Origin of the sequence: Streptomyces sp. NPDC052040 (genome assembly GCF_044548405.1) — a bacterium.
GTDB lineage: Bacteria > Actinomycetota > Actinomycetes > Streptomycetales > Streptomycetaceae > Streptomyces.
The window spans coordinates 123,413-148,220 of sequence record NZ_JBIUBV010000012.1 but is presented as its reverse complement, the minus strand read 5'-3'; the positions used below and the strand labels follow the sequence as shown (position 1 = coordinate 148,220).

Here is a 24,808-nt window from a genome sequence, read left to right as displayed (position 1 = left end):
CGACTACAGTGCGGCGGCATAACTGGGTAGTCTCAGACCGACCCATAAGTTACCGCTTAGTAATCGCGCCTTCGGCGTACACAGGACGTACATCGGAGGAAAACCCTCGCAGGCCCGAGGAGCCCCGAAATGCAACTCGCCGCGATCATCGTGTCGCTGGTTCTGATCGTGGTCGGCGTGGCCCTGTTCGCCCGCGCCCTCCTCCAGATCTACAACTTCATGCGGCTCGGCCAGAACGTGCCCGCGGGCACGCGCACCGACGAGCCCTACCAGCGCACCGTCACCGTGGTCAGGGAGTTCCTCGGCCACACCCGGATGAACCGCTGGGGCATCGTCGGTGTCGCACACTGGTTCGTGGCGGTGGGCTTCTACACCCTGATCCTGACGATCGTCAACGCCATCGGCCAGCTGTTCAAGGCCGACTGGCTGCTGCCGTTCCTCGGCGAGTGGACCCCGTACAACGTCTTCATCGAGTTCATCGGCACCACGACCACGCTGGGCATCCTGACCCTGATCGTGATCCGCCAGCTGAGCAGGCCGGACAAGCCGGGCCGCAAGTCCCGCTTCGCGGGCTCCAACACCGGCCAGGCGTACTTCGTCGAGGCCGTCATCCTCATCATCGGCGTCTGCATCTTCCTGCTGCACGCGCTCGAGGGCGCCCAGCACCACGTGGACGGCTACGAGGCGTCCTTCTTCATCTCGTACCCGGTGGTGGCCTGGCTGCGGGGCATGGACGTCTCCACGCTCCAGAACCTCACCTACTTCCTCGCGGCCCTGAAGATCTCCACCTCCTTCATCTGGATGATCACGGTCTCCCTGAAGACCGACATGGGTGTGGCCTGGCACCGCTTCCTGGGCTTCCCCAACATCTGGTTCAAGCGGAACGCGCGGGGCGGGACCGCGCTCGGCGCGCTGCTGCCGATGACGTCCGGCGGCAAGGCGATCGACTTCACCGACCCCGGCGAGGACGACGTCTTCGGTGTCTCCCAGGTCGAGCAGTTCTCCTGGAAGGGCCTGCTGGACTTCTCCACCTGCACCGAGTGCGGCCGCTGCCAGTCGCAGTGCCCCGCCTGGAACACCGGCAAGCCGCTCTCCCCGAAGCTGCTGATCATGTCGCTGCGCGACCACGCGCACGCCAAGGCGCCGTATCTGCTGGCCGGCGGCGGCAAGACCATGGAGGGCACGGAGAAGGCGTCCGAGGAGCAGCTGGCGGACGTGCCCGCGGCCGCCCTCGCCGAGGCCGAGCGCCCGCTGATCGGCACCGTCGAGGAGAACGGCGTCATCGACCCGGACGTCCTGTGGTCCTGCACCACCTGCGGCGCCTGCGTCGAGCAGTGCCCGGTCGACATCGAGCACGTCGACCACATCGTCGACATGCGCCGCTACCAGGTGATGATCGAGTCCGCGTTCCCGTCCGAGGCGGGCACGATGCTCAAGAACCTGGAGAAGAAGGGCAACCCCTGGGGCCTGGCCAAGAAGCAGCGCCTGGAGTGGACCAAGGAGGTCGACTTCGAGGTGCCGGTGGTCGGCCGGGACATCGAGGACCTCACCGAGGTCGAGTACCTCTACTGGGTCGGCTGCGCGGGCGCCCTGGAGGACCGCGCCAAGAAGACCACCAAGGCCTTCGCCGAGCTGCTGCACATCGCGGGCGTCAAGTTCGCGATCATGGGCGGCGACGAGAAGTGCACCGGTGACTCCGCCCGCCGCCTGGGCAACGAGCCCCTCTTCCAGGAGCTCGGCATGGAGAACGTGATGGCCCTGAACACGGCGTTCGGCGAGGAGCTGGACGACGACGGCAAGGCCACCGAGGAGTCGAGGAAGCCCAGGTCGGCGAAGAAGATCGTCGCCACCTGCCCGCACTGCCTCAACACCCTCGGCAACGAGTACCCGCAGCTCGGCGGCGACTACGAGGTCATCCACCACACCCAGCTGCTCCAGCACCTGGTGGACGAGGGCAAGCTGGTCCCGGTCACCCCGGTCGAGGGCATCATCACCTACCACGACCCCTGCTACCTGGGCCGCCACAACAAGATCTACACGCCCCCGCGCGAGATCATCGGCAAGGTCCCGGGCCTGCGCAACGAGGAGATGCACCGCCACAAGGAGCGCGGCTTCTGCTGCGGCGCGGGCGGTGCCCGGATGTGGATGGAGGAGCGGATCGGCAAGCGCATCAACAACGAGCGCGTCGACGAGGCCCTCTCCCTCAACCCCGACATCGTCTCCACCGCCTGCCCGTTCTGCCTCGTGATGCTGACCGACTCGGTCAACGGCAAGAAGAACGACGGCAAGGCCAAGGAGTCCATCCAGGTCGTGGACGTGGCCCAGCTGCTCCTGGACTCCGTCCGGACGCCGGCCGACCCGGCGGGCCACGCGGAGGCGGAGAGCGAGCCGGAGCCCGAGCCGGTCAAGTAACACCCCCGCGCGCCCGCCGCGCGCATGCCCGAGGGGCCGGAGCCGCACAGCAGCGGCTCCGGCCCCTCGCGCATGCGGCCCCGCCCGCAGCAGCGGATCCTCCGGCACCCAGCTCTGCCCAACGGGTGACAGTTCCCCCTCCCCCGCGTCGTGCCCCGCTCTCCCAGGAGCCGCCGTACACACTCGGTTCGTCCTTTCCGATTCCTCCTGGAGGGCGCATGCGGCTGTTCGGGGAGACGATGCCCCACCCACCGATCCCGAGACCCGCACGGACGCAGGTCCTCAGGGAACAGCCGCCCGCCGGGCGCCGCGCCCACACCAGGCCCGCCTGGTACGCGCCCGCGGCCGTCCTCGGCGACGCGGCCGCCGCGGGCGTGCCGGTGGGGGCGGCCTTCGCACCGGGCGACGGCCGGACCGCGGCGGCGTACGCGACGGTGGCGGCGCTGGCCTGGCTGCTGGTGCGCACCGCACGGGACCGCTACGGCGAGGGGCGCCTCGGCGAGCGCGACAGCATCGCCGCCGCGCTGGGGGACTGGCCGGTGCTGGTCGGACTGCTCGCGGTGGTCCGGGCGGCGACCGGCGAGGAGTCACCCTTTCTGCTCGCCCTGGCCGCCCTGCTGCCCTGCGCCCCCGCGAGCGCGGCCGTGCACACCCTGCTCCACCGCCATCTGCTCGCCCGGCGCCGTGCCGGCCGCGCCGTCCGCCGGGCCCTGGTGATCGGGGAGACGCAGGCCGTCGAGGGCCTGGTGGGCCATCTGGCGCAACGCACCGACCACGAGTTCGTGGTGGTGGGGGTGTGCCCGGTCGGCGGGCGGGACCCCCGGGACCCGGCCCCGGTCGCCGCCCGCCTGCCGCGGCAGGCCCCCTCCGCCCTGGCCGACGACTCCGCGCCGGTCCTGGAGGCGGCCCGGCGGCTCGCCGCGGACGTGGTGGTCGTCGTACCGGGGCCGTGTCTGAGCGGGGTCCGGCTGCGGCGGCTGTCCTGGGCCCTGCACGGCGCCCGGTGCCCGCTCGTGGTCGTCCCCGGACTGACCGAGGTGGCCGGGCGCCGGGTCGGTGTCTCCTCGGCCGCCGGACTCACCCTGCTGAGTGTGGCCCCGCCGGTGAGCCGGGGCCCGGCCGCCCTGCTCAAGCCGGTGACCGACCGGGTGGGCGCCGCCCTGCTGATCCTGCTGCTCTCCCCGGTGTTCGCGGCGGTCGCCCTCGCCGTACGGCTGGACTCGCCGGGGCCCGTGGTGCACCGGCAGACCCGCATCGGCCGCGGCCGGCTCCCCTTCACCATGGTCAAGTTCCGCACCATGGTGGCGGACGCGGAGCGGATCAGGCCCCAGCTCGCCGCGGCCAACGAGCAGGACGGGCGCATGTTCAAGATGCGCCGCGACCCCCGGGTCACCCGGGTCGGCCGGGTGCTGCGCCGCTACTCCCTCGACGAACTGCCGCAGCTGTTCAATGTGCTGCGCGGGGACATGTCCCTGGTCGGCCCCCGGCCGCCGCTGCCCGACGAGGTCGCCCGCTACGACGAGGTGGAGCTGCGGCGGCTGGCCGTCAGGCCGGGACTCACCGGGCTGTGGCAGGTCAGCGGGCGCTCCGACCTGTCCTGGGACGAGACCGTCGCCCTGGACCTGCGCTACGTGGACAACTGGTGCCTCTCCGTGGACATCGGGGTGCTGGTGCGGACGGTGCGTGCCGTGCTGATGGGCACCGGCGCCTACTGACCCCGGACCCCGCCCCGCGACACCCCGCCCCCGCAACCGCGCCCCCGGGAGGGCCCATGCCCCCGTACGACCCGACGGATGTGCCCGCCCTGACCGAACGGCTCTTCGGCTGGGCCGACGCCCGGGACTGGGCGGGGCCCGACCCCTACGACGGACTGACCGGCCCGCTGGGACGGGCGGCCGTCCACCGGGTGCTCCGGCAGGCGCTCCTCCAGACCGTCAAACGCAGCCCGCTGGATCTGCGCCCCGCCCTCGGCATCCGCCCGCTGCGCACCGCAACGGCCACCGGGACCGCCGCGACCGCCTGCGCCCGGCTCGCCGACGACCCCCGCTGGCAGGAGCGCGCCCGGCGGCTGGGACGGCGGACGGCGGACGAGCAGCTGTCCGGGCGCTACGCCGGGCTGTGGCGCTACGAGTTCGATGTGCAGACCCGCTGGGCGCACTACCCCTCGCACGTCCCCAACCTGGTGGCCACCGTCTTCTGCGCCGACGGCTGCCTGGACTCCGGAACGCTCGACGACACCGCCGTACGGTCGCTGGCCCGCGCCCTGCTGGAGCATCTGCACAACGGGGAGTTCTTCACCTACACCCCCGCCGGTGACGTCCTGGTCCACAACGCCAATCTGATGGGCGCCGCGCTCGCCGCCCGCCTCTCCCGCACCCCGGCCGTCCCCGGGGACCTGGCGCGGCGCCTCGCCGCCGCCGCCCGGGACGCGGCCGGGGTGAGCCTCGCGGGCCAGCGCCCCGACGGCTCCTGGCCCTACGGCGAGGCCGCCGGCCTGGGCTGGGTGGACGGCTTCCACACCGGCTATGTGCTGCTGCGGCTCGACCAGGCGGCGGCCCGGCTCGGCCTGGACGTGCGGGCCCCGCTGGAGCGGGGGGCCCGCCACTGGCTGCGGGACCTCTTCGACGGGCCGCTGCCCCGCTACTTCGCGGGCGGCGGCCCCCGGCGCGACCCCAACAACGACGCCACGGCGGTCCGTACGGCCGTCTGGGCCGCCGGGCACGGCTTCGCCGCCCCCGGCTTCGCCGTCTCCGTGCTGGCGGCGGTCGCGGACCGCTACCCCGGTCTCGGCGCGGACGGGCGGCCCGTGCGCCCCGCGCGGAACCGGGCCCTGTGGGAGTCGCCCCGCTGGAGCGCCGCGCCTCTGCTGGACGCCCTGACCGCGCTGCACACCGTGGTGGGGGACGGGCCGCGGCCCGCCTCCCCCGGCGGTCAGCCGACGGCGGCCGCCCGGTAGCCCGACAGGACCTCCGCGGTGCGGCCGGTGCCCGCCGCGTTCCGCTCCCACCAGACGGCCGCGCACAGCAGCCCGAACACCGCCAGTCCCCGGTCGCGGCGGCCCTGGACATGGTCGGCGACCACCCGGTCCGCGGTCCGCCGGTCCAGGACGTCGTCGAACAGCGGGGAGCGCCGCACCTCCCGCCACAGCCGGGCCCCGTGCTCCCGCAGCAGCGAGCGCACCGGCGCCCCGAACCCCGTCTTGGGGCGCCGGGCGACGAACTCCGGCACCCCGGACGCCACCGCGGCCGCACGGAACCGGGATTTGCCGACGCCCAGCCGCAGTTGGTCCTCGGCGGCCGCCCCGAACGCGGCCGCCACCACCGGCTCGCCCAGGAAGGGCACCCGCAGCTCCACACCCGCCCGCATCGACGCCCGGTCCGCGTAGAGCAGGTTCAGCCCCGGCAGGAACAGCCGCCGGTCGCACTCGGCCAGCGCGGCGAGCGGGGTGCCGCCCGCGTCCAGGACGGCGCCCGCCACCTCGCGGTGCCGCTCGGTGACCTCGTCCAGCCCGGCCAGCGGGGACAGCGCCGCCCACTCCCGCCCGCCGTAGTACGCCTGGGTCGCCCAGGACCAGTCGAGGGCGTCCAGCCGCAGCAGCCGCTCGAACTTGTCCGCGCGGCCCCGGTAGCGGCGGGGAGCCGGGATCGCGCCGGTGGCGCCGAGGGCGGGGCGCGCCCAGGCGGGGAGGCGCTGGAGCAGCCATACCGCCTGGTAGCGCTCGTAGCCGAGGAACAGCTCCTCCACCCCGACCCCCGACAGCAGCACGGTGGCCTTGCCGCGGGCGGCCCGGGAGAGCTGCATCAGGGCGAGGGCGGCCGGGTCCCCGAAGGGCACCTCGGCAGTGGCGACCAGGTCCGGGATCCGGCGCAGCACATCGAGGTCGAGGTCCGCCCAGGCCAGCGGCAGGCCCAGCTGCCGGGCGACCCGGGCCGCATAGGGGGCGTCGTCCTCGAAGGGCTCCGGGGTGCCCGCTGGGGTACGGGGCCGGGCGGCGAAACAGGGACCGGCGAAGCCGTGCCGGGCCATCTCCACGCCCAGCCAGGTGCTGTCCAGGCCCCCGCTCAGCAGCAGACCCACCGTCACGTCCGCGCGCAGCTGGCGGGCGACCGAGGTGCGGACCGCGGCACCGATGTCCCCGGGGGGCCCGGTGCGCGCCGCCCGCCAGCGCTCCGACACCTCGCCGTAGCCCGCGCCGCGCGCGGCGAGGACCGTCCCGGCGGGCACCGACCGCACCCGCTGCCAGCCGGTCCGCGGCGGGGGCGTCCACAGGAACATGGCGCCCTGGGCCACCGCGACCGGATCGGCGTCCCCGGCCAGACCGCAGGCCCGCAGCGGCTCGATCTCACTGGCGAGGGCGGCCGGGCGGCCCCCCGCGTCCGCCGCCGTGTACAGCGGTTTGATCCCCAGCCGGTCGCGGCCGTAGCGGATCTCGCCGCCGGGCAGGACGAGCACGAAGGCGAACATCCCGTCCACCTCGTCGAGCAGCCGGGCGAAGTCCGGTTGCAGCAGCAGCTCGTAGAGGACCTCGGTGTCGCCCTCGGTGGTGAATGCCACCCCGCGCCCGCTCAGGCGTCCGCGCAGGCGCGGGGCGTTGTACAGCTCGCCGTTGTAGACGAGGACGCCCCGCGCGGGGTCCCCGAAGGGCTGGTCGCTGCGCGGGTCCGGGTCCATCACGGCCAGTCTGCGGAAGTGCAGTTCCGCGTGCCAGCCGTCCCCGTGGAGGTCCAGATGGCCGTCGGCGTCCGGACCGCGGTGGGCGAGCAGCGCGCACGGATCCGGCCGTGACGACGGGCGGCCGTGCGGGGTCCGGTTCAGCAGGACCACGAAGCCGCACATCAGGTCACCGCCGTGGCCGCTGCGGGACCGCCGGGGTGCGGCACCGCGGCGGGCGCGGCCGGGCCGGGCGCCGGGCAGCCGAGCGCCCGGGCCAGGGCGGGGGTCGCGGGCGCGGTCTCCACGGTCCGGTCCTCGGTGAGGGAGCGGGCGGCGCGGCAGGCCACCAGGGAACTCCACAGCGCCGAGGGGAAGTCGGCGGCGGCCGCGTCCTCGCCCAGCGGTTCGCCCCGCACCAGCCGGACCAGCCCGCGCATCTCGGCCGCGTGCCCCTTGGAGCCGCCCCGGTAGGCCGTGGTCGCCGCCCGGCCGCCCTTCCACACGGTCAGCGAGCGGAAGTCGTCGATCCTGGCCGCCACCCCGTCGGCGGCGACCTCCAGGAGTTCCTTGGGGGCGCCGGGCGGGGTCAGCCCGCCGTAGACGACACAGGCGCTGGAGCCGTCGTCGTAGGTCAGCTGGAGGGTGAGGCTCTGCGCGGTCGCCGGGTCCCGGCCGTCCGTGCCGACGGCCCGCACCCCGGACGGCCGTCCCGGCACCAGGAAGCCCGCCGTGTCGATGAAGTGGCAGACCTCGCCGAGCAGCCGTCCGCCCTGCCGGGGGTCGGAGTACCAGTGGTCGGCGGACAGCCGCCCCGCGAACACCCGGTGGACCACCTGGAGGGGAGCCCCCTCGGGAAGCGCGGCCCGCAGGTCGCGCACCGCGGGTGCGAACCGCCGGTTGAACCCGGCCATCGCCGGGGCGCCCGAGACCAGCCAGGCGTCGGCCAGGTCCTCCAGCTCCGTCTCGGTCAGACCGAGGGGCTTCTCGCAGTAGAGGGCGGCGCCCGCGCGCAGCACCCCGGCCGCGTACCGGCCGTGGCTGTCGTGGCGGCTGAGCACCATCACGCAGTCCGCGTCCCCGGAGGCGAGACCGGCCTCGACGCTCTCGGCGACCGTGCCGAACCCCCAGCGGCGCCCCTGGTGCGCGGCGGACGGCCCGCGTCCCCCGGCCACCCAGGAGAAGACGGCGCCCGGTGCCCGCTTCAGCTCCGGGAAGAGCGTCCTGGTCGCGAAGTTGCCCGCGCCGATCGCCGCGAGGCGGACCGTGCCCCGGGGCGCGGTCCAGGTGCCGGGTTCCGCCCGGGCCGGGGGCCGGGAGGGCGGTTCGGCGGTCCCGGCGTAGCGCAGCAGCAGGGCCACGGCGCGTCCGCCGGGCGACGGCTTCAGCGCCTCGTAGGCGTCGGCCGCCTCCTCGACGGGGAAGACCCGCGGCTTGAGCAGGGAGGGGTCCAGCGCGCCCGTGGCCGTCAGCCGCAGCACCTCGGCGAGGTTGCGGCGCTCCGTCCACGGGACATAGCCCTCGGGGTAGGGGTGGCCGCCCTCCTCGAAGCCCGGGTCGTAGCGCCCGGGCCCGTAGGAGCGGGCGTAACGGAGCGTCAGTTCCTTGTGGTAGTAGGACGACCGGGGCGGTACGACACCCACGTCACCGACGACGACCACGGCGGCCCGGTCCCGGGCCAGCCGCCCGGCGAACTCCACGGGATCGGAGCTGGCGGTGGCGGCGGTGATGAGCACCGCGTCCGCGCCGCAGCCCGCCCAGTGCCGCGCCACCGTCTCGGGCAGTCCCTCTGCGCCGCGCGGGAAGGCCGTCAGACCGGCCGATCCGGCGAGCGCCACCATGGCGGGGTCGGGATCGACACCGAGGGCGTCGTAGCCGTAGGCGCGCAGCAGTTGCAGGGTGATCTGGCCGACCAGGCCCAGTCCGATGACGGCGATCCGGGAGCCGGGCACCGCCTCCGCCTGGTGGATTCCCTGGAGGGCGATCGCGCCGACGGTGGCGAAGGCCGCCCACCGGCTGTCCACCCCGTCCGGCACCGGGACCACCAGATTGCGCGGCACGGCGACGAGTTCGGCGTGCGAGGCGTAGCGTGCCCCGGCGGCGGCGACCCGCATGCCCGGGCGGAGGTCCTCGACGCCCTCGCCGGTGCGCAGCACCGTGCCCGCGCAGGAGTAGCCGAGCTGCATCGGGCGGTCCAGGCGCTCCCTGACGGTCCGGTAGGTCTCGGTCAGGCCGGTGCGCCGCACGCTGTCGAGCACCTGGGCCACCTGGTCCGGACGCCGGCGGGCCTTGCCGATCAGACTCTGGGCGCCGGTGGAGACGGTGGCCCGCTCCGTACCCGCGCTGATCAGCGACCACTCGTTGCGGATCAGCACCGTCCCGGGATCCGTGTCGGGGGCGGGCACATCACCCACCGTGACGGCACCGGTGCGCGGGGACAGAAGGACAGTTTTCATTTCCCGCCTTCGGGTGAGGGAAGCAGCGTGGGAGAGGGAGCGTCCGCCGCGGAGAGTAGTCGGGGCCAGGCCGCACTGTAGGAAGGCCATCGTCACGGAGCGTGTTCACTGCCCCGACGAGAGGACCAGACGGCCGAACATCTCCATCCGGCCGGGTGAATATGTCCCCAGCATGACGGGCACGGCCGCACAACAGCGATTCGCTGGACCCCTTCAGAGAGCCTCTTCCGCTCCGGGCGACGCAGCCGCCGGTGCCGCGGGCCCGGCGGCGGTCCGGCGCAGCGCGGAGGGACGTCCCCGGTGAAACGACTGATGATGGTCTACGGAACACGGCCGGAGGCCATCAAGATGGCCCCCGTCATCGAGGCCCTCGGCCGTTCCCCGCTCTTCACGGCGACGGTGGCGGTGACCGCCCAGCACCGCGGACTGCTCGACCAGGTACACACGTTGTTCGGCATCCGCGCCGACCACGACCTCGGCATCCTGCGCGCGGGCCAGTCGCTGGCCGACATCACGGTGCGCGTCCTGGCCGGGCTGTGCCCGCTGCTGGAGCGGGAACGGCCGGACGCGGTCCTGGTCCAGGGGGACACCACGACCGCCTTCGCCGGGGCCCTCGCCGCCTTCTACCACCGGATCCCCGTGGTGCACCTGGAGGCGGGGCTGCGCACCGACGACCGCTACGCGCCCTTCCCCGAGGAGATCAACCGCCGTCTCGCGACCCAACTGGCCTCCCTGCATCTGGCGCCCACCGCACACGCGCGGGACAACCTGCTGCGCGACGGAATCCCCCGGTCCTCGATCGTGGTCACCGGGAACACCGTGATCGACGCCCTGCGCGGGGCGGTCGGCCGCACCGCGCACTACGGCGACCCCGCCCTCTCCGACCTCGACGACATCCCCCGCCGGGTGCTGCTGGTGACGGCTCACCGCCGGGAGTCCTGGGGCACCGCCATGGAGTCCGTCGGCGGGGCGCTGGCCGACCTCGCCCGCAGCGAGCCGGGGCTGCTGATCGTGCTGCCGCTGCATCCCAACCCGGTGGTGCGGGCCGCGATCGTGCCGCAGCTGGCGGGACTTGAGGGGGTACGCCTCACCGAGCCGCTGCCCTACGGCGCCTTCGCCCGCCTGATGAACCGCGCGCATCTCATCCTGACCGACAGCGGCGGCATCCAGGAGGAGGGGCCGGGGCTCGGCAAGCCGGTCCTGGTGCTGCGGGACACCACCGAACGCCCGGAGGCGCTGCGGGCGGGCACCTCCCGGCTGGTGGGCACCGACCGCGAACGCATCGTGAAGGAGGTACGGCGGCTGCTGCACGACCGGGCGGCCCACGCGGCGATGGCGAGGGCCGTCAACCCGTACGGCGACGGACGCGCCGCCGACCGCACCGTACGGGCCGTCGGGCACTGGCTGGGGCTGTGCCCGCCCCCCGCGGAGTTCGTTCCGGCGCCGGAGTCCGCGGACCGCGGGGCGGGCGGCCGGGCCTCAGCGCCAGAAGCCGCGGGTGTCGAACACGGCCTTGCCGCGCAGCGCCGTGCGTTTGACGCCCCGGAAGGCGTCGTGGTCCACGAGCAGCACCACGACGTCCGCGTCCCGCACGGCGGTGGCGGCGTCGACCAGCCCGACGGTGCCCGTGCGGGCCAGTGACTCCGGCAGCCGGGTGATGTGCGGTTCGGCGACCAGCAGCCGCCCGCTCTGCCGCTGGGCCAGCTGCGTCACGATGTGCAGGGCCGGACTCTCCCTGAGGTCGTCGATGTTGGCCTTGAAGGCCAGGCCGAGGCAGGCGATCACCGGGTCCTTGAACCGTCCGGCCGTCCGCAGGACCTCGCCGAGCACATAGCCGGGCCGCTCGTCGTTGACCTCGCGGGCCAGCCGGATGAGCCGGGCCTGCTGCGGCGCGCTGCCGACGACGAACCAGGGGTCCACGGCGATGCAGTGGCCGCCGACACCCGGCCCCGGCCGCAGGATGCCGACCCGGGGATGGCGGTTGGCCAGGGCGATGACCTCGGCGGCGTCGATGCCCAGGTGGTCGCAGACCATGGACAGCTCGTTGGCGAAGGCGATGTTGACGTCGCGGAAGGCGTTCTCACTGAGCTTGGCCATCTCCGCCGTGGTGGCGTCGGTGAGCAGGCACTCCCCCTTGGTGAACACCTCGTAGAGCGCCCGCGCCCGCTCGGCGCAGCCCTCCCCCACCCCGCCGACGACCCGGTCGTTGGTGACGATCTCGATCATCGTGCGGCCCGGCAGGACCCGTTCGGGGCAGTGGGCCACGCGGATGTCCGGCGCGTCGGCCGCCTCGTGCGGGAAGGACAGGTCGGGCCGGTGCTTGCCGAGCCACCGGGACAGCTCCACGGTCGTGCCGGGCGGCGAGGTGGACTCCAGGATCACCAGGTCGCCCGCCTTGAGCACGGCGGCCACCGAGGCCGCGGCCGCCCGTACGCAGGACAGGTCGGCGGTGCGGTCGTCCCGCAGCGGAGTGGGGACGGCGATGACGAAGGCGTCCGCGGGCTCGGGCGCCCCGGTCGCGCGCAGCCGCCCCATGGCCACCGCGCCGCTGACCGCCACGGCCAGGTCCGGTTCGACGAACGGGGCCCGCCCGGCGTTGATCAGGCCGACGGTCGTCGGGTTGATGTCCACGCCGACGACATCGATGCCGTTCGTGGCGAGCGCGGCGGCGGTGGGCAGTCCGATGTAGCCGAGGCCGACCACGCACACAGTGGAGAACACGGGGAGTTCCTTTCCGGAGGGGGACCGCAGGGGAGGGGGCGCGGGGGAACGCATGGTTTTTCGGCGGGACCGGGCCGTGTCGGCCGGGGCGGCCCGCCGCCGGGGTGTAGCTCTACGTATGCACGGCGGCAGCAGGCCGGGCAGCGGCCTCGGACAGCAAAGGCGCACAGGCGATGAACTCCCGCACCCCTCCGCGTATCCGGCTGGTGGTCCCGACCACCGGGGAGCGCCCCGCATATCTGGAACAGGCCCTGGCCTCGGTCGGGCGGCAGCGCGAGGCCGTGGACGTGGTCCTGGTCGGACCCGCCCGGGCCGGGGACACCCTGCGCGCCGCGGCACAGCGCCACCGCTGCCGGTTCCTCGTGGAGGAGCGGCGGGGGCTCAGCAACGCCGTCAACCAGGGCTGGCGGGACGCCGGCACGGAGTACCTGGCCTGGCTCGGCGACGACGACCTGCTCACCGAGGGCAGCCTGACCACGGCCCGCGAGGCGCTCGACCGGTCTCCCGGCACCGCCATGGTCTACGGGCGGTTGCGGGTCATCGACGCCGACGACCGCACCCTCTACACCCTGCGCCCGGGAGCCTTCGCCGGCTGGCTCTCCCGGTACGGCCAGAACTTCGTCGGTCAGCCCGGCTCCCTCTACCGCCGCAGCGCCGTACGGCGGGCCGGGACACTCGACCCGGAGCTGCGCTACGCCATGGACTTCGACCTGCATCTGCGGCTGCGGCAGGACGGGGGCATGGTGTACCTGCCGCGGGTCCTCGGCTGCTTCCGGGTCCACTCCACCTCCCTCACGGTGACCAACCCCTGCCCCGACGACGAGGGGCGCCGGGTGATGCGCCGTTATCTGGGGCCCGCCGCGCTGCGCCTGGAGTCCTGCTGGTGGCCGCTCGTCCAGGGCGTGAGCATGGCGTGGGGCGCGGGCAACCGGTCCGGGCTGATCGACGCGACGGCCCGGCACGCCGCCCGGCTGCGCGGCCCCCGGCCCCCTTCCCAGGGCCGCTGACCGGCCCCGGGAAGGGGGCCCGTCAGACCGCCGCCCCGGTACGGGCGACCTCGGCGAGATACCAGTCGTACGTACGGCGCAGGCCCTCCTCGAAGCCGATCCGGTGGTGCCAGCCCGCCGCGTGCAGCGCGGACACGTCCAGCGCCTTCCGTGGCATGCCGTCGGGCCCCGAGGCGTCGAAGACCAGGCGGCCCCGGTAGCCCACGAGGTCCCGGATCCGCTCCGCCAGTTCCCGCACCGAGATGTCGCGGCCCGTGCCCACGTTGAGGAACCGCTTGGCGCGATGATGGGCCAGCAGCCAGAGCACCGCGTCCGCCAGGTCGTCCACATGCAGGAACTCCCTGCGGCTGTCCCCGCTGCCCCAGACCACCACCTCAGGCGCCCCCGACTCGCGGGCCTCGTGCATGCGCCGCAGCAGCGCCGGGATCACATGGGAGGTCTCCGGGTCGAAGTTGTCGCCCTCGCCGTAGACGTTGGCCGGCATGCACGAGACGAAGTTCCGCCCGGACTCGTCGTGCAGGTACTCGCACAGCTTCATCCCGGCGATCTTGGCGTAGGCATAGGCCTCGTTGGTCGGCTCGGGACGGCCCGTCATGAAGTACTCCTCCCGCATCGGCTGCGGGCAGTCCCGCGGGTAGATGCAGGAGCTGCCGAGGAAGAGGAAGGTCCCGACCCCGGCGTCCCGGGCCGACCAGATCAGGTTGTTCTGGATCTGGAGGTTCTCGTACAGGAACTCCGCGGGCCGCGCCATGTTGGCCCGGATGCCGCCGACCCTGGCCGCGCAGTCGACGACCCGGTCGGGCCGCTGCTCCGCCATGAAGTCCCGCACGGCCGCCTGATCGGTGAGGTCGAGTTCCGCGCGGGTCCGCAGCACCAGGTTGTGGTGTCCCGCCGCGCGCAGCCGCCGCACGACGGCGGAGCCCACCATGCCGGTGTGCCCGGCGACATAGATCCGGTCCTCCGGATCCGTCATCCGCGTCACCCGCGTCACCCGCCCAGCAGTTCGCACAGCACGGCCGTCTCGTCCCCGGTGAGGTCGGGGTTGTTGCCGAAGTAGAAGCCGTTGCCGTGGACCAGCCCGGCCACCGGGCACGCGGGCGCGTCCCGGACATGGCGGCGGTAGAACGGCTGCCGGGTGATGTCCCCGGCGACGACCGGGCGGATCTCCACCCCGGCCGCCTCGAACTCGGCACGGTACTTCCCGGCCAGCTCCGGGGTCCGGCAGACCACCGGCATCGCGAAGTTGGACACCAGGTCCATGTGGGACAGGTCGTACGGGTGGAAGTCCGCGTTGCCCGCCATGGCCTGGCTGAAGCGCGCGAAGTGGGCCGCCCGGGTCTCCACGATCTCGTCCCAGTGGCGGAGCTGCCGGTTGCCGATGAACCCGTTGAGTTCGGTGGGCCGGAAGTTCGAGGCGAGGTCGTGGAAGGTGTACCGGGCGTGGAAGTCGTCCACCCCCGCCTCGGCGCGCAGCCGGGCCCGCCGCTCCGGCGGCAGATCGCGGTCCCAGCCGTGCGCCCGGGAGACCACCAGCCGCTCGTGCAGCTCGTCGTCGTCGGTGCACACCATCCCGCCCTCGACGGTGGACAGATGGTGGCCGACGAAGAAGGAGAACGTCGAGGCGAGCGAGAAGTTGCCGAGCTGGGTGCCCGCGGTACGGGACCCGAGCGCCTCGCAGTTGTCCTCGAGGAGCAGCACCCCGTGGTCCTCGCACATCACCCGCAGCGCGGGAAGGTCGTCGCAGAACCCGAGGACATTGGTCAGGAACAGCGCCCGCAGCCCGGCGACACACGGCTCCAGGGTGTCCGGGGAGACGTTGAGGGTGTCCAGGGCGCAGTCGACCGGCACCGGCTCCAGGCCCAGTTGGAGGAGCGGCATGACATTGGTGGGCCAGGTCAGGGCCGAGAAGCCGACCCGGTCGCCCCGGCGCAGCCGCCCCTCGTTCAGGAGGGCCTGGACCAGCAGCAGATTGGCCACACTGCCGTTGCCGACGAACACGGCGTGACGGCGGCCCTGGCGGAGGGCGAAGGCCTGCTCGAAGGTCCGGCACTGCTCGCCCATGCTCAGCATGTCCGCGCGGAGCACGAACTCGGCCAGGGCGCGCCGGGTCTCGGCCTCGCGGTGGAAGGTGGACTTGATCAGCTTGATCACGATGAGGACCTCTGCGGGGACACACGGTGGCGCCTCCTCGCCGGTGGCGCGGACGCCGGCCGGCGGAAGGCTCGGAACAGGGTGGGTACGAGGACGAAGACGGCGTAGGAGGCGACCGAGCCGATGACCGGGCCCGCCGCGCCCAGCCGCGCCAGGGGGATGGACACGGCCAGGTTCACCGCGGCCATCAGACTGCACACCACCGCCTGGAAGCGCAGTCCGGCCGCGTCGGTCGCCCACATGGTGGACGGGTAGGCGACCGCCTGCACGAACAGCAGCGCGGCGAACGCGGCCATGAGACCGGTCCCCACCCGGATCCGCTCGTGCATCATCCAGGTGCCCGCGAGCGGCCCGAGTACGGTGATCCCGGCGCCCACGGCCAGTCCGCCCGCCGCGAACCACGCGGTGAACGCGACGAGTTGGCGCCGGGGCGTGCCCGGTGAGCGCCTGCGGCGGGCGAACAGCGCCCACAGCGGCAGCCCTGCCGCGCCCAGCAGACTGCTCGCCGGGGCGAAGAACTGGGCCCCGGCCGAATAGCCCGCCACCGCCGAGGCGTCGGCGGTGTGGCTGAGGACGAGCCGGTCGGTGGCGTAGGCGACGGCCGTGGCCGCGGTGACGACGGCCATGGGCAGCGCGAGATGCGCGATGGGCGTCCGGTCCCGCACCGCCGACGCGCGGACACTGCCCATGGTCATGCCGAGCAGCGGCATCCCGAGGTACCGGCCCGCGAGCACCCCGCCCGCCGCGCTCACCAGGCACTGGGAGGCAAAGGCCACCGCGACGAAGGCGCCGGTGGGTGCACCCAGCCGGGCGGCGCCCAGCACCAGGGCGAACAGCAGCGCGCTGCCCGCGCCCTGGAGCAGGAAGGCGACGTCGTTGCGGTTCACGGCCAGCAGCACGGATCTGCTCAGACCGAGCGGCATGCTGCACCCGAAGAGCACCGCGGCGAGCGCCACCGTCGCGTCGGACCCCTGCTGCGCGCCCCGCCCCAGCAGGGTGTCCCACATCCCGAACAGGGCCAGGGTCACTCCCAGGACGGCGACGACGGCTCCCGCGCACATCAGATTGCGGGCCGCGGCGAGGACCGCGCCGCGCACCAGCCGCCGCTCGGGTGAGGTGTCGCGGGCGACGGCCTCCGTGATGGCGGCGCCCGCGCCCAGATCCGTCAGGGGCAGCACCGCGGGCAGGGTGGTGACCAGGGCGAACTGCGCGTAGCCGGGCACCCCGACCGCGCCGACCACGGTGTGCGCCAGGGCCAGGTTGGTGACCGCGGTGACCGGGAGTGTCACGGCGCGGGCGACGACCGACCGGACCACGGCACCGGCGAAGCGCGGCCGCGGGGCGCCGTCCCCGCCCTCGGGGGTGCGGGCCGCGGGGACCGGCACGGAGCCGGGCGGCCGCCCGGCGGGGCGCAGATCGCGCGACGGGCGCGGGGCTGCCACGGCGCTCCCGCCTAACGCCCGTGGGCGGCGGGCGCCTGGGCGGGCGCCGGGACCGTCGCCGCCGGGGAGCGCTCGGTGCCTTGCAGGGCGCCGAGTTCGGCGTCGGTCATCAGCCGCGCCAGCTCCGGCGCCCGGACGGCGGGCCGCCAGCCGAGCACGCGCGCGGCCTTCGACGCGTCGCCGACCAGGTCGTCGACCTCGGCGGGGCGCAGATACCGCTCGTCGAAGCGCACATGCTCGCGCCAGTCCAGGCCGACATGGGCGAAGGAGTATGCGACGAAATCGCGCACGCTGTAGCTGCTGCCGGTGGCGACGACATAGTCGTCGGGCTCGTCCTGCTGGAGCATCAGCCACATCGCCTCGACGTACTCGGCGGCATAGCCCCAGTCCCGCCGCGCGTCGAGATTGCCCAGGTACAGGGTGTCCTGGAGACCGGCCTTGATCCGGGCGGCGGCGTTGGCGACCTTGCGGGTGACGAAGGTGGGGCCCCGGCGCGGCGACTCGTGGTTGAAGAGGATGCCGTTGACGGCGTGCAGCCCGTACGCCTCGCGGTAGTTGCGGGTGATCCAGTACGCGTAGACCTTCGCCACACCGTACGGGGAGCGCGGGTGGAAGGGGGTTCCCTCGTGCTGGGGCGGCGGCGAGGCGCCGAACATCTCGGAACTGGACGCCTGGTAGAAGCGGCAGGGCAGCCCGGTGGTGCGGATGGCCTCCAGCAGCCGGGTGGTGCCGAGGGCGGTGGTGTCGCCGGTGAACAGGGGCTCGTCGAAGGAGACCCGCACATGCGACTGAGCGGCCAGGTGGTACACCTCGTCGGGCTGGATCCGTTCGAGGAGGCCCGCGACCCGGCTGCCGTCCGTCAGATCGCCGTAGTGCAGAAAGAGCCGGGCCCCGGGATCGTGCGGGTCCTGGTAGAGATGGTCGATACGGCCGGTGGTGAAGGTCGACGCGCGCCGGATGATTCCATGGACGGTGTAACCCTTTTCCAGGAGCAACTCGGCGAGATACGAGCCGTCCTGGCCGGTGATTCCGGTAATGAGCGCCTTGCGGGCTGTCACACACACTCCCTGTGGGTCGGGCGAAGACGATTCGGCGGCCGACCGGTGTTTTTCCTTTTCCCTGTTTCCGGACATCGGTTCGCGCCTCCCCCCGGGGAGACAGCCTAGGAAATCTTTCCGGATTCCCCTCGCGGATAGGGCCGGACGTCCCCCGTGCGGGTGTATGGACGCGGGGCGGAGCAGTATGCGCGGCGGTCGGGGAGTCTTTGTTCGCCGGGATCGGGGGGCCGTGTCGGCGGCGGCCCAGGACGCTCTACGAGCGGGACGGTGCGAGGCGCGCCGTGGCGGGGGAGACGTGCGGTCCCGCGGGGACGGCGGTTCCGAGGGGCGGCGCGGACCGCGGGCCCTCGCCGCCCGGGCGGGCACGAGCGCCGGGAAAGGCGGGAGCGACGGGGGCGCCAGGGACGGCGCGGGCGTCCGAGGTCCGGGCATCGGCGGCCTCCCCGTCCCGCGGCGGGACCCCGACCAGCGCGAAGGCGCAGGCGAGCACCAGCCAGGAGGGCAGCCCGATATAGGTGGTCTCGAAGGCGACATTGGTGGAGGCGGTGACTGCGACCCCCACCGTGGCCCCGAACCAGGCCGCGGCCGCGGGGTGCCGCCGGGCCCGCCAGGTCCGGCCCAGGGTCCCGGCGACCAGCAGCAGAAAGGCGATCCCCGCAGGCCAGCCCAGGTAGTAGACGTACCCGACGAAGGAGTTGTGCGGGCCCGCCCGGGGCGCGTTCAGCTGCTCGCCATGGCCGATCACCTCGATGGGGTGACCGGCGCCCACGCCCAGCAGCGGCTCCTCCCGGACCTCCCGGAAGGCCTCACGCCACATGCCCAGCCGCAGGTCCACATTGGCGCCCGCCTCGGTGCTCGCGTCCTCGGAGGCCGACACCCGGGCCGCGAGCCCCCCGACCACGGGCAGCCCGCCCACGTCCCGCCCGGTCAGGCCGACCCCCAGCACGCCGACCACCACCGCCGTGGCGACACCCCAGGTCAGCACCGGCAGCCGGACCGGACCCCGGGAAGAGCAGCGGCCCGCCAGGGTGGCGGCCGCCACCGCCGCCAACACCGCCAGCAGGGGACCCCGTTTGCTCGCGAGGGCGGTCATCAGGGCAGCTCCGGCCAGCGTCCACACCAGCAGCCTGCTGCTCCCCCGCAGCTTCAGCTGCGCCCCGAACGCACCGGCGACCGCCAGATAGAGGCCCGTCGCCGCGGCGGGCAGCGGATCACCGAGGGCCCAGGTCAGGACGACCCCGGCGGTCGGCACGTACAACACCCACTGCCAGCGCCCGGCCTCCCCGCCGCGCCGGGTGAGGAACCAGGTCGCGGCGCACCATCCGAACACCGGATACAGACCGAGGATCAGGCCCTTGAGGGCATCGGGATACCCCGCGCCCATCCCCCGGTACACCGCCTGGCAGGTCATCGCCGCCAGCCCCACGGCGGCGGCGCGGAACCGGCGCAGCCGCCGCTCCGTGAAGGCCCGGGGCCCCCAGGTGTGCAGGGTCGCCAGCAGCGCGAAGGCGGCGAGCACGTCCAGGGCGTAGAACGGGGCCACGCCCACCGTCGCATAGGTCCGGCCCAGCAGGAAGAGAGGCACCAGACAGGCCGCCCAGAGCACCCACCCCGCCCCTCTCAGGCACACGGCCAGCACCAGCACCGACAGCACGCAGACGACGACGCACCCGGCGGCGAAGACGGAGAAGCCGGAACCGAACGGTGCAGCGGAATCGGCAATACTCACAGCCCTCCCTTTCGCGGAACCCGTCGATTCATATCACGTCGCCCCGGAATACCGACGTCGCACGGCACGCCCGCTGCATACCGTATGAAAAAAGCGGTTCGACGTGTTGCACTGGACTCCCCCCCGCGGCGGGTGCTTCGGTTGATTCATCGGCCCATGCAGCCGGGTCAAGAAATCCCGCACACCCCACGGCTGGAGACTGGGAATGTTTCCCGTCCTTCCGCATGCTCCGCGGAAAACCGCCGAGCCGACCGTCCTCGTTTTCCGGCACAGCCGGCGCCTCGGTGGAATGGGACGGGCGGCGGAATTCTTCACACCCGTCCTCACCGGCCACTGCCGGGTACGGGCGGTCATCTCCCTCTCCGCCAGCCGAGCCGGCTCCGACCGCCTCGCGGCCTCCTGGCCCGCCAAGGTCTCGGCCACGGCCACGGCCCTCACCAGGGCCGTGTACGCGCTGACCCGCACCCGGCCCGACGCCGTCTATCTGCCGGTCTCCCAGTGGGGCCTGCCCCTGCTGCGCGACGTCCTCCTGGTCCTCCTCGCCCGGGCCGCGGGCTCGACCGTGGTGCTGCATCTGCACGGCGCCCAACTGCCCGCCCGGCTCGCGGGGAACCGGCTGCTGCGCGCGTCCCTGGGCGGCTGCCACTGGCTGGTGCTCGGCGAGGCGGTGGGCGGCCAACTGCGGGCCTCCGGCTGCCGTACCGCCTCGGTCACCGTGCTGCGCAACCCCGCGCTCGCGACACCCCCGGGGACGCGGGAGGCCGGGCCGCCGCGGGCGCTGCGCGTCGGCTGGATCGGGACGATGAGCCGAGCCAAGGGCTTCGACCTCGTCTGCGACGCGGTCGAGCAACTGAAGCGCCGGGGCGTCCCCCTGGAGTTCCGGGTCGCCGGGATGCGGCACGACGTACCGCCTCCGGCCTGTGTGGACGAGGACCTCGGGGTGCTCGACCTGTCCCGCGTCCTGTCCTTCTGGACGGACATCGATGCCTTCGTGCTGCCCGCCCGCTGGACCGAGGGCCTCCCCTTCGTCCTGCTCGAAGGGCTCCAGGCGGGCTGCGCCGTCGCCGCGACGCCCTCCCCGGGGGACGCCGAACTCTTCACCCATGGCTGCGTGGAACCCGTCGCGGCGTCGGTCGAGTCCGTCACCGGTTTCCTCAAGGCGTGCGCGGACGACCTCGACGACATCCGGCACCGCCAGCAGAAGGCCTGGCGGGAACTGCTCCCGCGGTACGAACCCGGCCGTGTCGCCGAGGAGTTCGTGCACTTCTGGCGCCACCTCGGCCTGACCCGCCGATCCTGACGAAACGGAGACCCGGCGTGCCGACCACCCCGCCGCCGAACGAGAGGGCACCCGACGGGAAGCCACCCGGCGAGAGGGCACCCGACGGGACGGCACCCCGCGGGCCGACACTCGACGAGACCGCATCCCAGGAGACCGCACCGCAGGGGACGGCACCCCCCGGCCCGGCACCGGCCACCAGCCGACGCCGACCGCCGGACGGGGCGGCGCGCACCGGCCCCGCGGGCCCCGTCCGGCCGGTGACGGTGTGCGGGCTGCCCGTTCACCCGCTGACCCTGGACGAGTCGGTCGCGGCCGCCGAGGCGCTGATCGCGGACGGCGGCCCCCACCAGCATGTGGTGCTGAACGCCGCCAAGATCGTGCAGGCCCGGGACGACCCGGCACTCGCGGGCATCATCCGCGCCTGCTCGCTCGTCAACGCGGACGGCCAGTCGGTCGTCTGGGCGGGCCGCCTGCTCGGCAGCCCGCTGCCCGAACGGGTCGCGGGCATCGACTTCATGCTGGCGATGTGGCGCAGCGCCGCCCGCCACGGCCACCGGGTCTACCTCCTCGGCGCGAAGCCGGAGGTGGTCCGGGAGACCGCCCGCATCGCCGCCCGCCAGGGCGTCCACATCGTCGGGCACCGGGACGGCTACTGGGACGAGGCCGGGGAGCCGGAGGTGGTGGCCGCCGTCCGCGAGACCCGCCCGGACCTGCTGTTCCTCGCCGTGCCGAGCCCCCGTAAGGAGTACTTCCTCGCCCGTCGGCAGCGGGAGCTGGGCTGCGCCCTGGTGGTCGGCGTCGGCGGCTCCTTCGACGTGGTGGCGGGAGTGCGCAGCAGGGCACCGCGCTGGATGCGGCGGACCGGCCTGGAGTGGTTCCACCGGCTGGCCCAGGAGCCGCGCCGTATGTTCCTGCGCTACGCGGTGGGCAACACCCGGTTCGTCGCCCTCACCGCCGCGTACTGGGCCCGGGAGCGCCGGACCCGGCGCCAAACCCCCCGGTCCCCCTGAATTCCCCGGCCACCGACCCCTTAGGGGATGTCACAGCTCGGCAGCAAACCCCCTCCCGCTGCCCCGGGCCCGGCACGTCACCCTCCGGGACCAGGTACGTTCGAAGGCGTGGCTGGATTCAGGATCGGACGCGGCCGGGACAACGGCGCTCCTCAAGCGCGACCGCAACAACCCCCGTACGGACAGCAGGCCCCGCAGGGCCCGTCGTACGGCTATCCCTCCGCGCCGCCGCAGCAGCAGTACGGCGGCGGCGCAGGGCCCTACGGAGCCGCGCGGCCCCAGGGCGGCGGCCCGCAGTGGAGCGCGCCGCAGGGCCAGGGCGAGCCGGAGTACTTCGGGGGCGGCGGCCAGGGCGGTCCCGGGACCCCGGACCCGTACGCGGCCGACCGCCCGGGCCACACCCAGGCGTTCGCCGTCGGCGAGGACCCCTACAGCCAGGGCGAGACCTATCGCGCGGGCCAGGCCCCGGCCCCGCCCATAGGCCCCCGTCTGCACTGGAAGGACCTACTGCGGGGCATCGTGGTCTCCCCGGCCCAGACCTTCCTGCGGATGCGGGACTACACGATGTGGACCCCGGCCCTCGTCGTGACCTTCCTCTACGGCCTGCTCGCGGTCTTCGGCTTCGACACCGCCCGCAAGGACGCGATCAACGCCACGCTGTCGAGCGCGATCCCGATCGTCCTGACCACGGCCGTGGCGTTCGTGCTCAGCTCCTTCGTCCTCGGTGTGGTCACCCACACCCTGGCCCGCCAGCTCGGCGGCGACGGCGCCTGGCAGCCCACGGTGGGCCTCTCCATGCTGATCATGTCCATCACGGACGCCCCGCGTCTGATCGTGGCCATGTTCTTCGGCGGCGACGCCTCCTTCGTGCAGCTCCTCGGCTGGGCGACCTGGGTGGCCGCGGGCGCGCTGCTGACCCTGATGGTCTCCAAGTCCCACGACCTGCCGTGGCCGAAGGCCCTGGGCGCGTCCGCGATCCAGCTGATCGCGATCCTGTCGATCGTGAAGCTCGGCACCTTCTAGCCGGAACGCGCCCCGAGCGCCCACGACGCACACGAAAGGCCCCGTCGGCCGGACCGACGGGGCCTTTCCACCTCACCCATTCCGCGGCGCGGACATCACCCATTCCGCGGCGCGGACATCACCCATTCCGCGGCGCGGACATCACCCATTCCGCGGCGCGGACATCACCCGTCCGCGGGCCGCCGCCTCAGGCGTCGAGCACCTGCCCGGCCCGGGAGACGACGGGAGGCTCCACACTCCACGGGAAGTTGATCCACTCGTCCGTGCGCTTCCACACGTACTCGCACTTCACCAGCGAGTGGGACTTCTCGTAGATCACCGCGGAACGGACGTCCGCGACGGTGTCCAGGCAGAAGTCGTGGACCAGCTTGAGCGTCTTGCCGGTGTCGGCCACGTCGTCGGCGATCAGCACCTTCTTGTCGGTGAAGTCGATCGCATTGGGCACGGGGGACAGCATCACCGGCATCGGCAGCGTGGTGCCCACACCGGTATAAAATTCAACGTTTACGAGATGGATGTTCCTGCAGTCCAGGGCGTACGCCAGCCCTCCGGCCACGAACACACCGCCGCGCGCGATGCTGAGCACGATGTCCGGCTCGAACCCGTCGTCGGCGATGGCCTGGGCCAGCTCACGGACGGCACCGCCGAAGGCCTCGTAGGTGAGGTTCTCTCGTATGTTGGTCATGTCCGGCTCACACCTGGGTCCGATGGAAGTTGACGAAGGAGCGCGAGGCGGTGGGTCCGCGCTGGCCCTGGTAGCGCGAGCCGTACCGCTCGCTGCCGTACGGGTACTCGGCGGGCGAGCTGAGCCGGAACATGCACAGCTGCCCGATCTTCATGCCCGGCCAGAGCTTGATCGGCAGGGTGGCGAGGTTGGACAGCTCCAGCGTGACGTGCCCGGAGAAGCCGGGGTCGATGAACCCGGCGGTGGAGTGGGTCACCAGCCCCAGCCGCCCCAGGGAGCTCTTGCCCTCCAGGCGCGACGCGATGTCGTCGGGCAGCGCGATGACCTCGTACGTCGAGGCCAGCACGAACTCCCCGGGATGCAGGATGAACGGCTCGTCGCCCTCGGGCTCGACCAGCCGGGTCAGGTCGACCTGCTCGATGGAAGGGTCGATGTGGGGGTATTTGTGGTTCTCGAACACCCGGAAGTAGCGGTCGAGCCGCACGTCGATGCTCGAGGGCTGCACCATGCCCGGATCGAACGGGTCGATCTTGACCCGCCCCTTGTCGATCTCGGTCCGGATGTCCTTGTCTGAGAGAAGCACGTCCCGAGAATACGCAAGGCACGCCGAGCCACCACAATCGTGACGACTCCACGCGCCCGCCGGGCCGACCGCTACCGCTTCTCCAGCACCACCGGCACCGCGCTGCGCAGCCGCGCACAGCGCGGACACCGCACGAGCCGGCCGGGCCCGAGACGCTCGGCACGCTGCATCGGGAACGACGCGGTACTGAACACGTGCCCCTCGGCACAACGGACGACGATGCGCTCCATCAAGTCCTCAGAGTCCCTTCCCCACGAGCCTTCGCCCCACGTCCCCAAGAGACGACGAAAACCACATTACGGGACCAAAGGAAACCCCCTCCAGGCGGCACACGGCCCCCCAACCCCTTCCCCCTCACCCCCACCGTATGCCCCAACTCCCGCCCCCCACAGCCCCGTAGCCCCCCACACACACCGGCAGACCCCACGGCTGCGACACCGGGGGCCGGACATGAGGTAGAGTGAGCGAGCATTCAGACACCGGCCCGAACCGGCGTCTTACGCGGGTGTAGTTTAATGGTAGAACATCAGCTTCCCAAGCTGAGAGCGCGAGTTCGATTCTCGTCACCCGCTCTGCGGAAAAGGCCCAGGTCATCGACC

General features: G+C 73.3%; 18 protein-coding genes, 1 tRNA gene and 1 pseudogene. 9 read left to right on the top strand and 11 right to left on the bottom strand.

Annotation, left to right across the window (positions count from 1 at the left end; genetic code table 11):
* The first annotated feature begins 129 nt into the window (after window positions 1-129).
* The 3 genes from ACIHAA_RS23185 (at window position 130) to ACIHAA_RS23175 (ending at window position 5,368) form a co-directional block, all read left to right on the top strand.
* Complete coding sequence (locus tag ACIHAA_RS23185) at window positions 130-2,412, top strand: (Fe-S)-binding protein (RefSeq protein WP_399820121.1); 2,283 nt, start codon at window positions 130-132, stop codon at window positions 2,410-2,412.
* Between the two features lie 218 nt (window positions 2,413-2,630).
* Window positions 2,631-4,127 carry a sugar transferase gene (locus ACIHAA_RS23180; protein WP_399820119.1) on the top strand — a complete coding sequence of 499 codons (1,497 nt, stop codon included), beginning with the start codon at window positions 2,631-2,633 and terminating at the stop codon, window positions 4,125-4,127.
* A gap of 56 nt (window positions 4,128-4,183) precedes the next feature.
* Window positions 4,184-5,368: a hypothetical protein gene (locus ACIHAA_RS23175; RefSeq protein ID WP_399820117.1), complete on the top strand. Its 1,185-nt coding sequence runs from the start codon at window positions 4,184-4,186 to the stop codon at window positions 5,366-5,368.
* Here the strand turns inward: ACIHAA_RS23175 and ACIHAA_RS23170 are convergent.
* Both ACIHAA_RS23170 and ACIHAA_RS23165 read right to left on the bottom strand, forming a co-directional pair.
* On the bottom strand, window positions 5,344-7,248 hold the full coding sequence (locus tag ACIHAA_RS23170) for an asparagine synthetase B family protein (RefSeq protein WP_399820116.1): 1,905 nt from the start codon (window positions 7,246-7,248) through the stop codon (window positions 5,344-5,346). The genes ACIHAA_RS23175 and ACIHAA_RS23170 overlap by 25 nt on opposite strands.
* A complete protein-coding gene (locus ACIHAA_RS23165) occupies window positions 7,248-9,518 on the bottom strand; it encodes a bi-domain-containing oxidoreductase (protein ID WP_399820115.1) in 2,271 nt (756 codons plus the stop codon). Before ACIHAA_RS23165 ends, ACIHAA_RS23170 begins: the two co-directional genes overlap by 1 nt.
* Window positions 9,519-9,818: 300 nt before the next feature.
* Here ACIHAA_RS23165 and wecB point away from each other — a divergent pair, with 300 nt between their 5' ends.
* Complete coding sequence (gene wecB, locus ACIHAA_RS23160) at window positions 9,819-11,159, top strand: non-hydrolyzing UDP-N-acetylglucosamine 2-epimerase (RefSeq protein WP_399820113.1); 1,341 nt, start codon at window positions 9,819-9,821, stop codon at window positions 11,157-11,159.
* Here the strand turns inward: wecB and wecC are convergent.
* Window positions 11,061-12,293 (bottom strand): annotated as a pseudogene (gene wecC, locus ACIHAA_RS23155) (UDP-N-acetyl-D-mannosamine dehydrogenase); the annotation flags it as partial. The gene wecB and the pseudogene wecC sit on opposite strands and share 99 nt — an antisense overlap.
* Before the next feature lie 119 nt (window positions 12,294-12,412).
* Here wecC and ACIHAA_RS23150 point away from each other — a divergent pair.
* Window positions 12,413-13,246 (top strand): glycosyltransferase, encoded by an 834-nt coding sequence (locus ACIHAA_RS23150; protein WP_399820111.1) that lies wholly within the window; start codon window positions 12,413-12,415, stop codon window positions 13,244-13,246.
* A gap of 22 nt (window positions 13,247-13,268) precedes the next feature.
* On the opposite strand, the gene ACIHAA_RS23145 is transcribed toward ACIHAA_RS23150, so the two are convergent.
* From ACIHAA_RS23145 to ACIHAA_RS23125, 5 genes are all read right to left on the bottom strand, one after another.
* Window positions 13,269-14,219 carry a GDP-L-fucose synthase family protein gene (locus tag ACIHAA_RS23145; protein WP_399820109.1) on the bottom strand — a complete coding sequence of 317 codons (951 nt, stop codon included), beginning with the start codon at window positions 14,217-14,219 and terminating at the stop codon, window positions 13,269-13,271.
* Between the two features lie 14 nt (window positions 14,220-14,233).
* On the bottom strand, window positions 14,234-15,397 hold the full coding sequence (locus ACIHAA_RS23140; RefSeq protein ID WP_399820107.1) for a DegT/DnrJ/EryC1/StrS family aminotransferase: 1,164 nt from the start codon (window positions 15,395-15,397) through the stop codon (window positions 14,234-14,236).
* Entirely contained in the window at window positions 15,394-16,839 is a 1,446-nt protein-coding gene (locus ACIHAA_RS23135) for a lipopolysaccharide biosynthesis protein (protein ID WP_399820105.1), read from the bottom strand. The genes ACIHAA_RS23140 and ACIHAA_RS23135 overlap by 4 nt, the downstream gene beginning before the upstream one ends.
* A gap of 11 nt (window positions 16,840-16,850) precedes the next feature.
* A complete protein-coding gene (gene gmd / locus ACIHAA_RS23130; protein ID WP_399820103.1) occupies window positions 16,851-17,897 on the bottom strand; it encodes a GDP-mannose 4,6-dehydratase in 1,047 nt (348 codons plus the stop codon).
* A 253-nt stretch (window positions 17,898-18,150) separates the two neighbouring features.
* Window positions 18,151-19,626, bottom strand: a complete 1,476-nt coding sequence (locus tag ACIHAA_RS23125) for an O-antigen ligase family protein (protein ID WP_399820101.1) — start codon at window positions 19,624-19,626, stop codon at window positions 18,151-18,153.
* A 289-nt stretch (window positions 19,627-19,915) separates the two neighbouring features.
* On the opposite strand from ACIHAA_RS23125, the gene ACIHAA_RS23120 reads away from it, so the two are divergent.
* The 3 genes from ACIHAA_RS23120 to ACIHAA_RS23110 are packed head-to-tail and all read left to right on the top strand — an operon-like array spanning window position 19,916 to window position 22,941.
* Window positions 19,916-20,926: a glycosyltransferase family 4 protein gene (locus ACIHAA_RS23120; protein ID WP_399820099.1), complete on the top strand. Its 1,011-nt coding sequence runs from the start codon at window positions 19,916-19,918 to the stop codon at window positions 20,924-20,926.
* Between the two features lie 17 nt (window positions 20,927-20,943).
* Entirely contained in the window at window positions 20,944-21,918 is a 975-nt protein-coding gene (locus ACIHAA_RS23115; RefSeq protein ID WP_399820098.1) for a WecB/TagA/CpsF family glycosyltransferase, read from the top strand.
* A 27-nt stretch (window positions 21,919-21,945) separates the two neighbouring features.
* On the top strand, window positions 21,946-22,941 hold the full coding sequence (locus tag ACIHAA_RS23110; RefSeq protein ID WP_399820096.1) for a YIP1 family protein: 996 nt from the start codon (window positions 21,946-21,948) through the stop codon (window positions 22,939-22,941).
* Between the two features lie 187 nt (window positions 22,942-23,128).
* On the opposite strand, the gene ACIHAA_RS23105 is transcribed toward ACIHAA_RS23110, so the two are convergent.
* The 3 genes from ACIHAA_RS23105 to ACIHAA_RS23095 form a co-directional block, all read right to left on the bottom strand.
* Window positions 23,129-23,626, bottom strand: coding sequence for a phosphoribosyltransferase (locus tag ACIHAA_RS23105; RefSeq protein WP_399820094.1), 498 nt, complete (start codon window positions 23,624-23,626; stop codon window positions 23,129-23,131).
* Window positions 23,627-23,633: 7 nt separating this feature from the next.
* A complete protein-coding gene (gene dcd, locus ACIHAA_RS23100) occupies window positions 23,634-24,209 on the bottom strand; it encodes a dCTP deaminase (protein ID WP_399820092.1) in 576 nt (191 codons plus the stop codon).
* 71 nt (window positions 24,210-24,280) lie between these two features.
* Window positions 24,281-24,439, bottom strand: a complete 159-nt coding sequence (locus ACIHAA_RS23095; protein ID WP_399820090.1) for a hypothetical protein — start codon at window positions 24,437-24,439, stop codon at window positions 24,281-24,283.
* 271 nt (window positions 24,440-24,710) lie between these two features.
* Between ACIHAA_RS23095 and ACIHAA_RS23090 the strand changes: the two genes are divergently transcribed.
* Window positions 24,711-24,781, top strand: a tRNA-Gly gene (locus tag ACIHAA_RS23090).
* The last annotated feature ends 27 nt before the right edge of the window (window positions 24,782-24,808 follow it).

Excerpts from the sequence above, each read along its gene's own strand:
- ACIHAA_RS23110 (WP_399820096.1), top strand. The coding sequence starts at position 21,946 with ATGTCACAGCTCGGCAGCAAACCCCCTCCCGCTGCCCCGGGCCCGGCA.
- ACIHAA_RS23095 (WP_399820090.1), bottom strand. The coding sequence starts at position 24,439 with ATGGAGCGCATCGTCGTCCGTTGTGCCGAGGGGCACGTGTTCAGTACC.
- ACIHAA_RS23165 (WP_399820115.1), bottom strand. The coding sequence starts at position 9,518 with ATGAAAACTGTCCTTCTGTCCCCGCGCACCGGTGCCGTCACGGTGGGT.
- ACIHAA_RS23170 (WP_399820116.1), bottom strand. The coding sequence starts at position 7,248 with ATGTGCGGCTTCGTGGTCCTGCTGAACCGGACCCCGCACGGCCGCCCG.
- ACIHAA_RS23120 (WP_399820099.1), top strand. The coding sequence starts at position 19,916 with ATGGGACGGGCGGCGGAATTCTTCACACCCGTCCTCACCGGCCACTGC.
- ACIHAA_RS23175 (WP_399820117.1), top strand. The coding sequence starts at position 4,184 with ATGCCCCCGTACGACCCGACGGATGTGCCCGCCCTGACCGAACGGCTC.
- ACIHAA_RS23180 (WP_399820119.1), top strand. The coding sequence starts at position 2,631 with ATGCGGCTGTTCGGGGAGACGATGCCCCACCCACCGATCCCGAGACCC.
- ACIHAA_RS23185 (WP_399820121.1), top strand. The coding sequence starts at position 130 with ATGCAACTCGCCGCGATCATCGTGTCGCTGGTTCTGATCGTGGTCGGC.
- ACIHAA_RS23105 (WP_399820094.1), bottom strand. The coding sequence starts at position 23,626 with ATGACCAACATACGAGAGAACCTCACCTACGAGGCCTTCGGCGGTGCC.
- ACIHAA_RS23145 (WP_399820109.1), bottom strand. The coding sequence starts at position 14,219 with ATGACGGATCCGGAGGACCGGATCTATGTCGCCGGGCACACCGGCATG.
- ACIHAA_RS23150 (WP_399820111.1), top strand. The coding sequence starts at position 12,413 with ATGAACTCCCGCACCCCTCCGCGTATCCGGCTGGTGGTCCCGACCACC.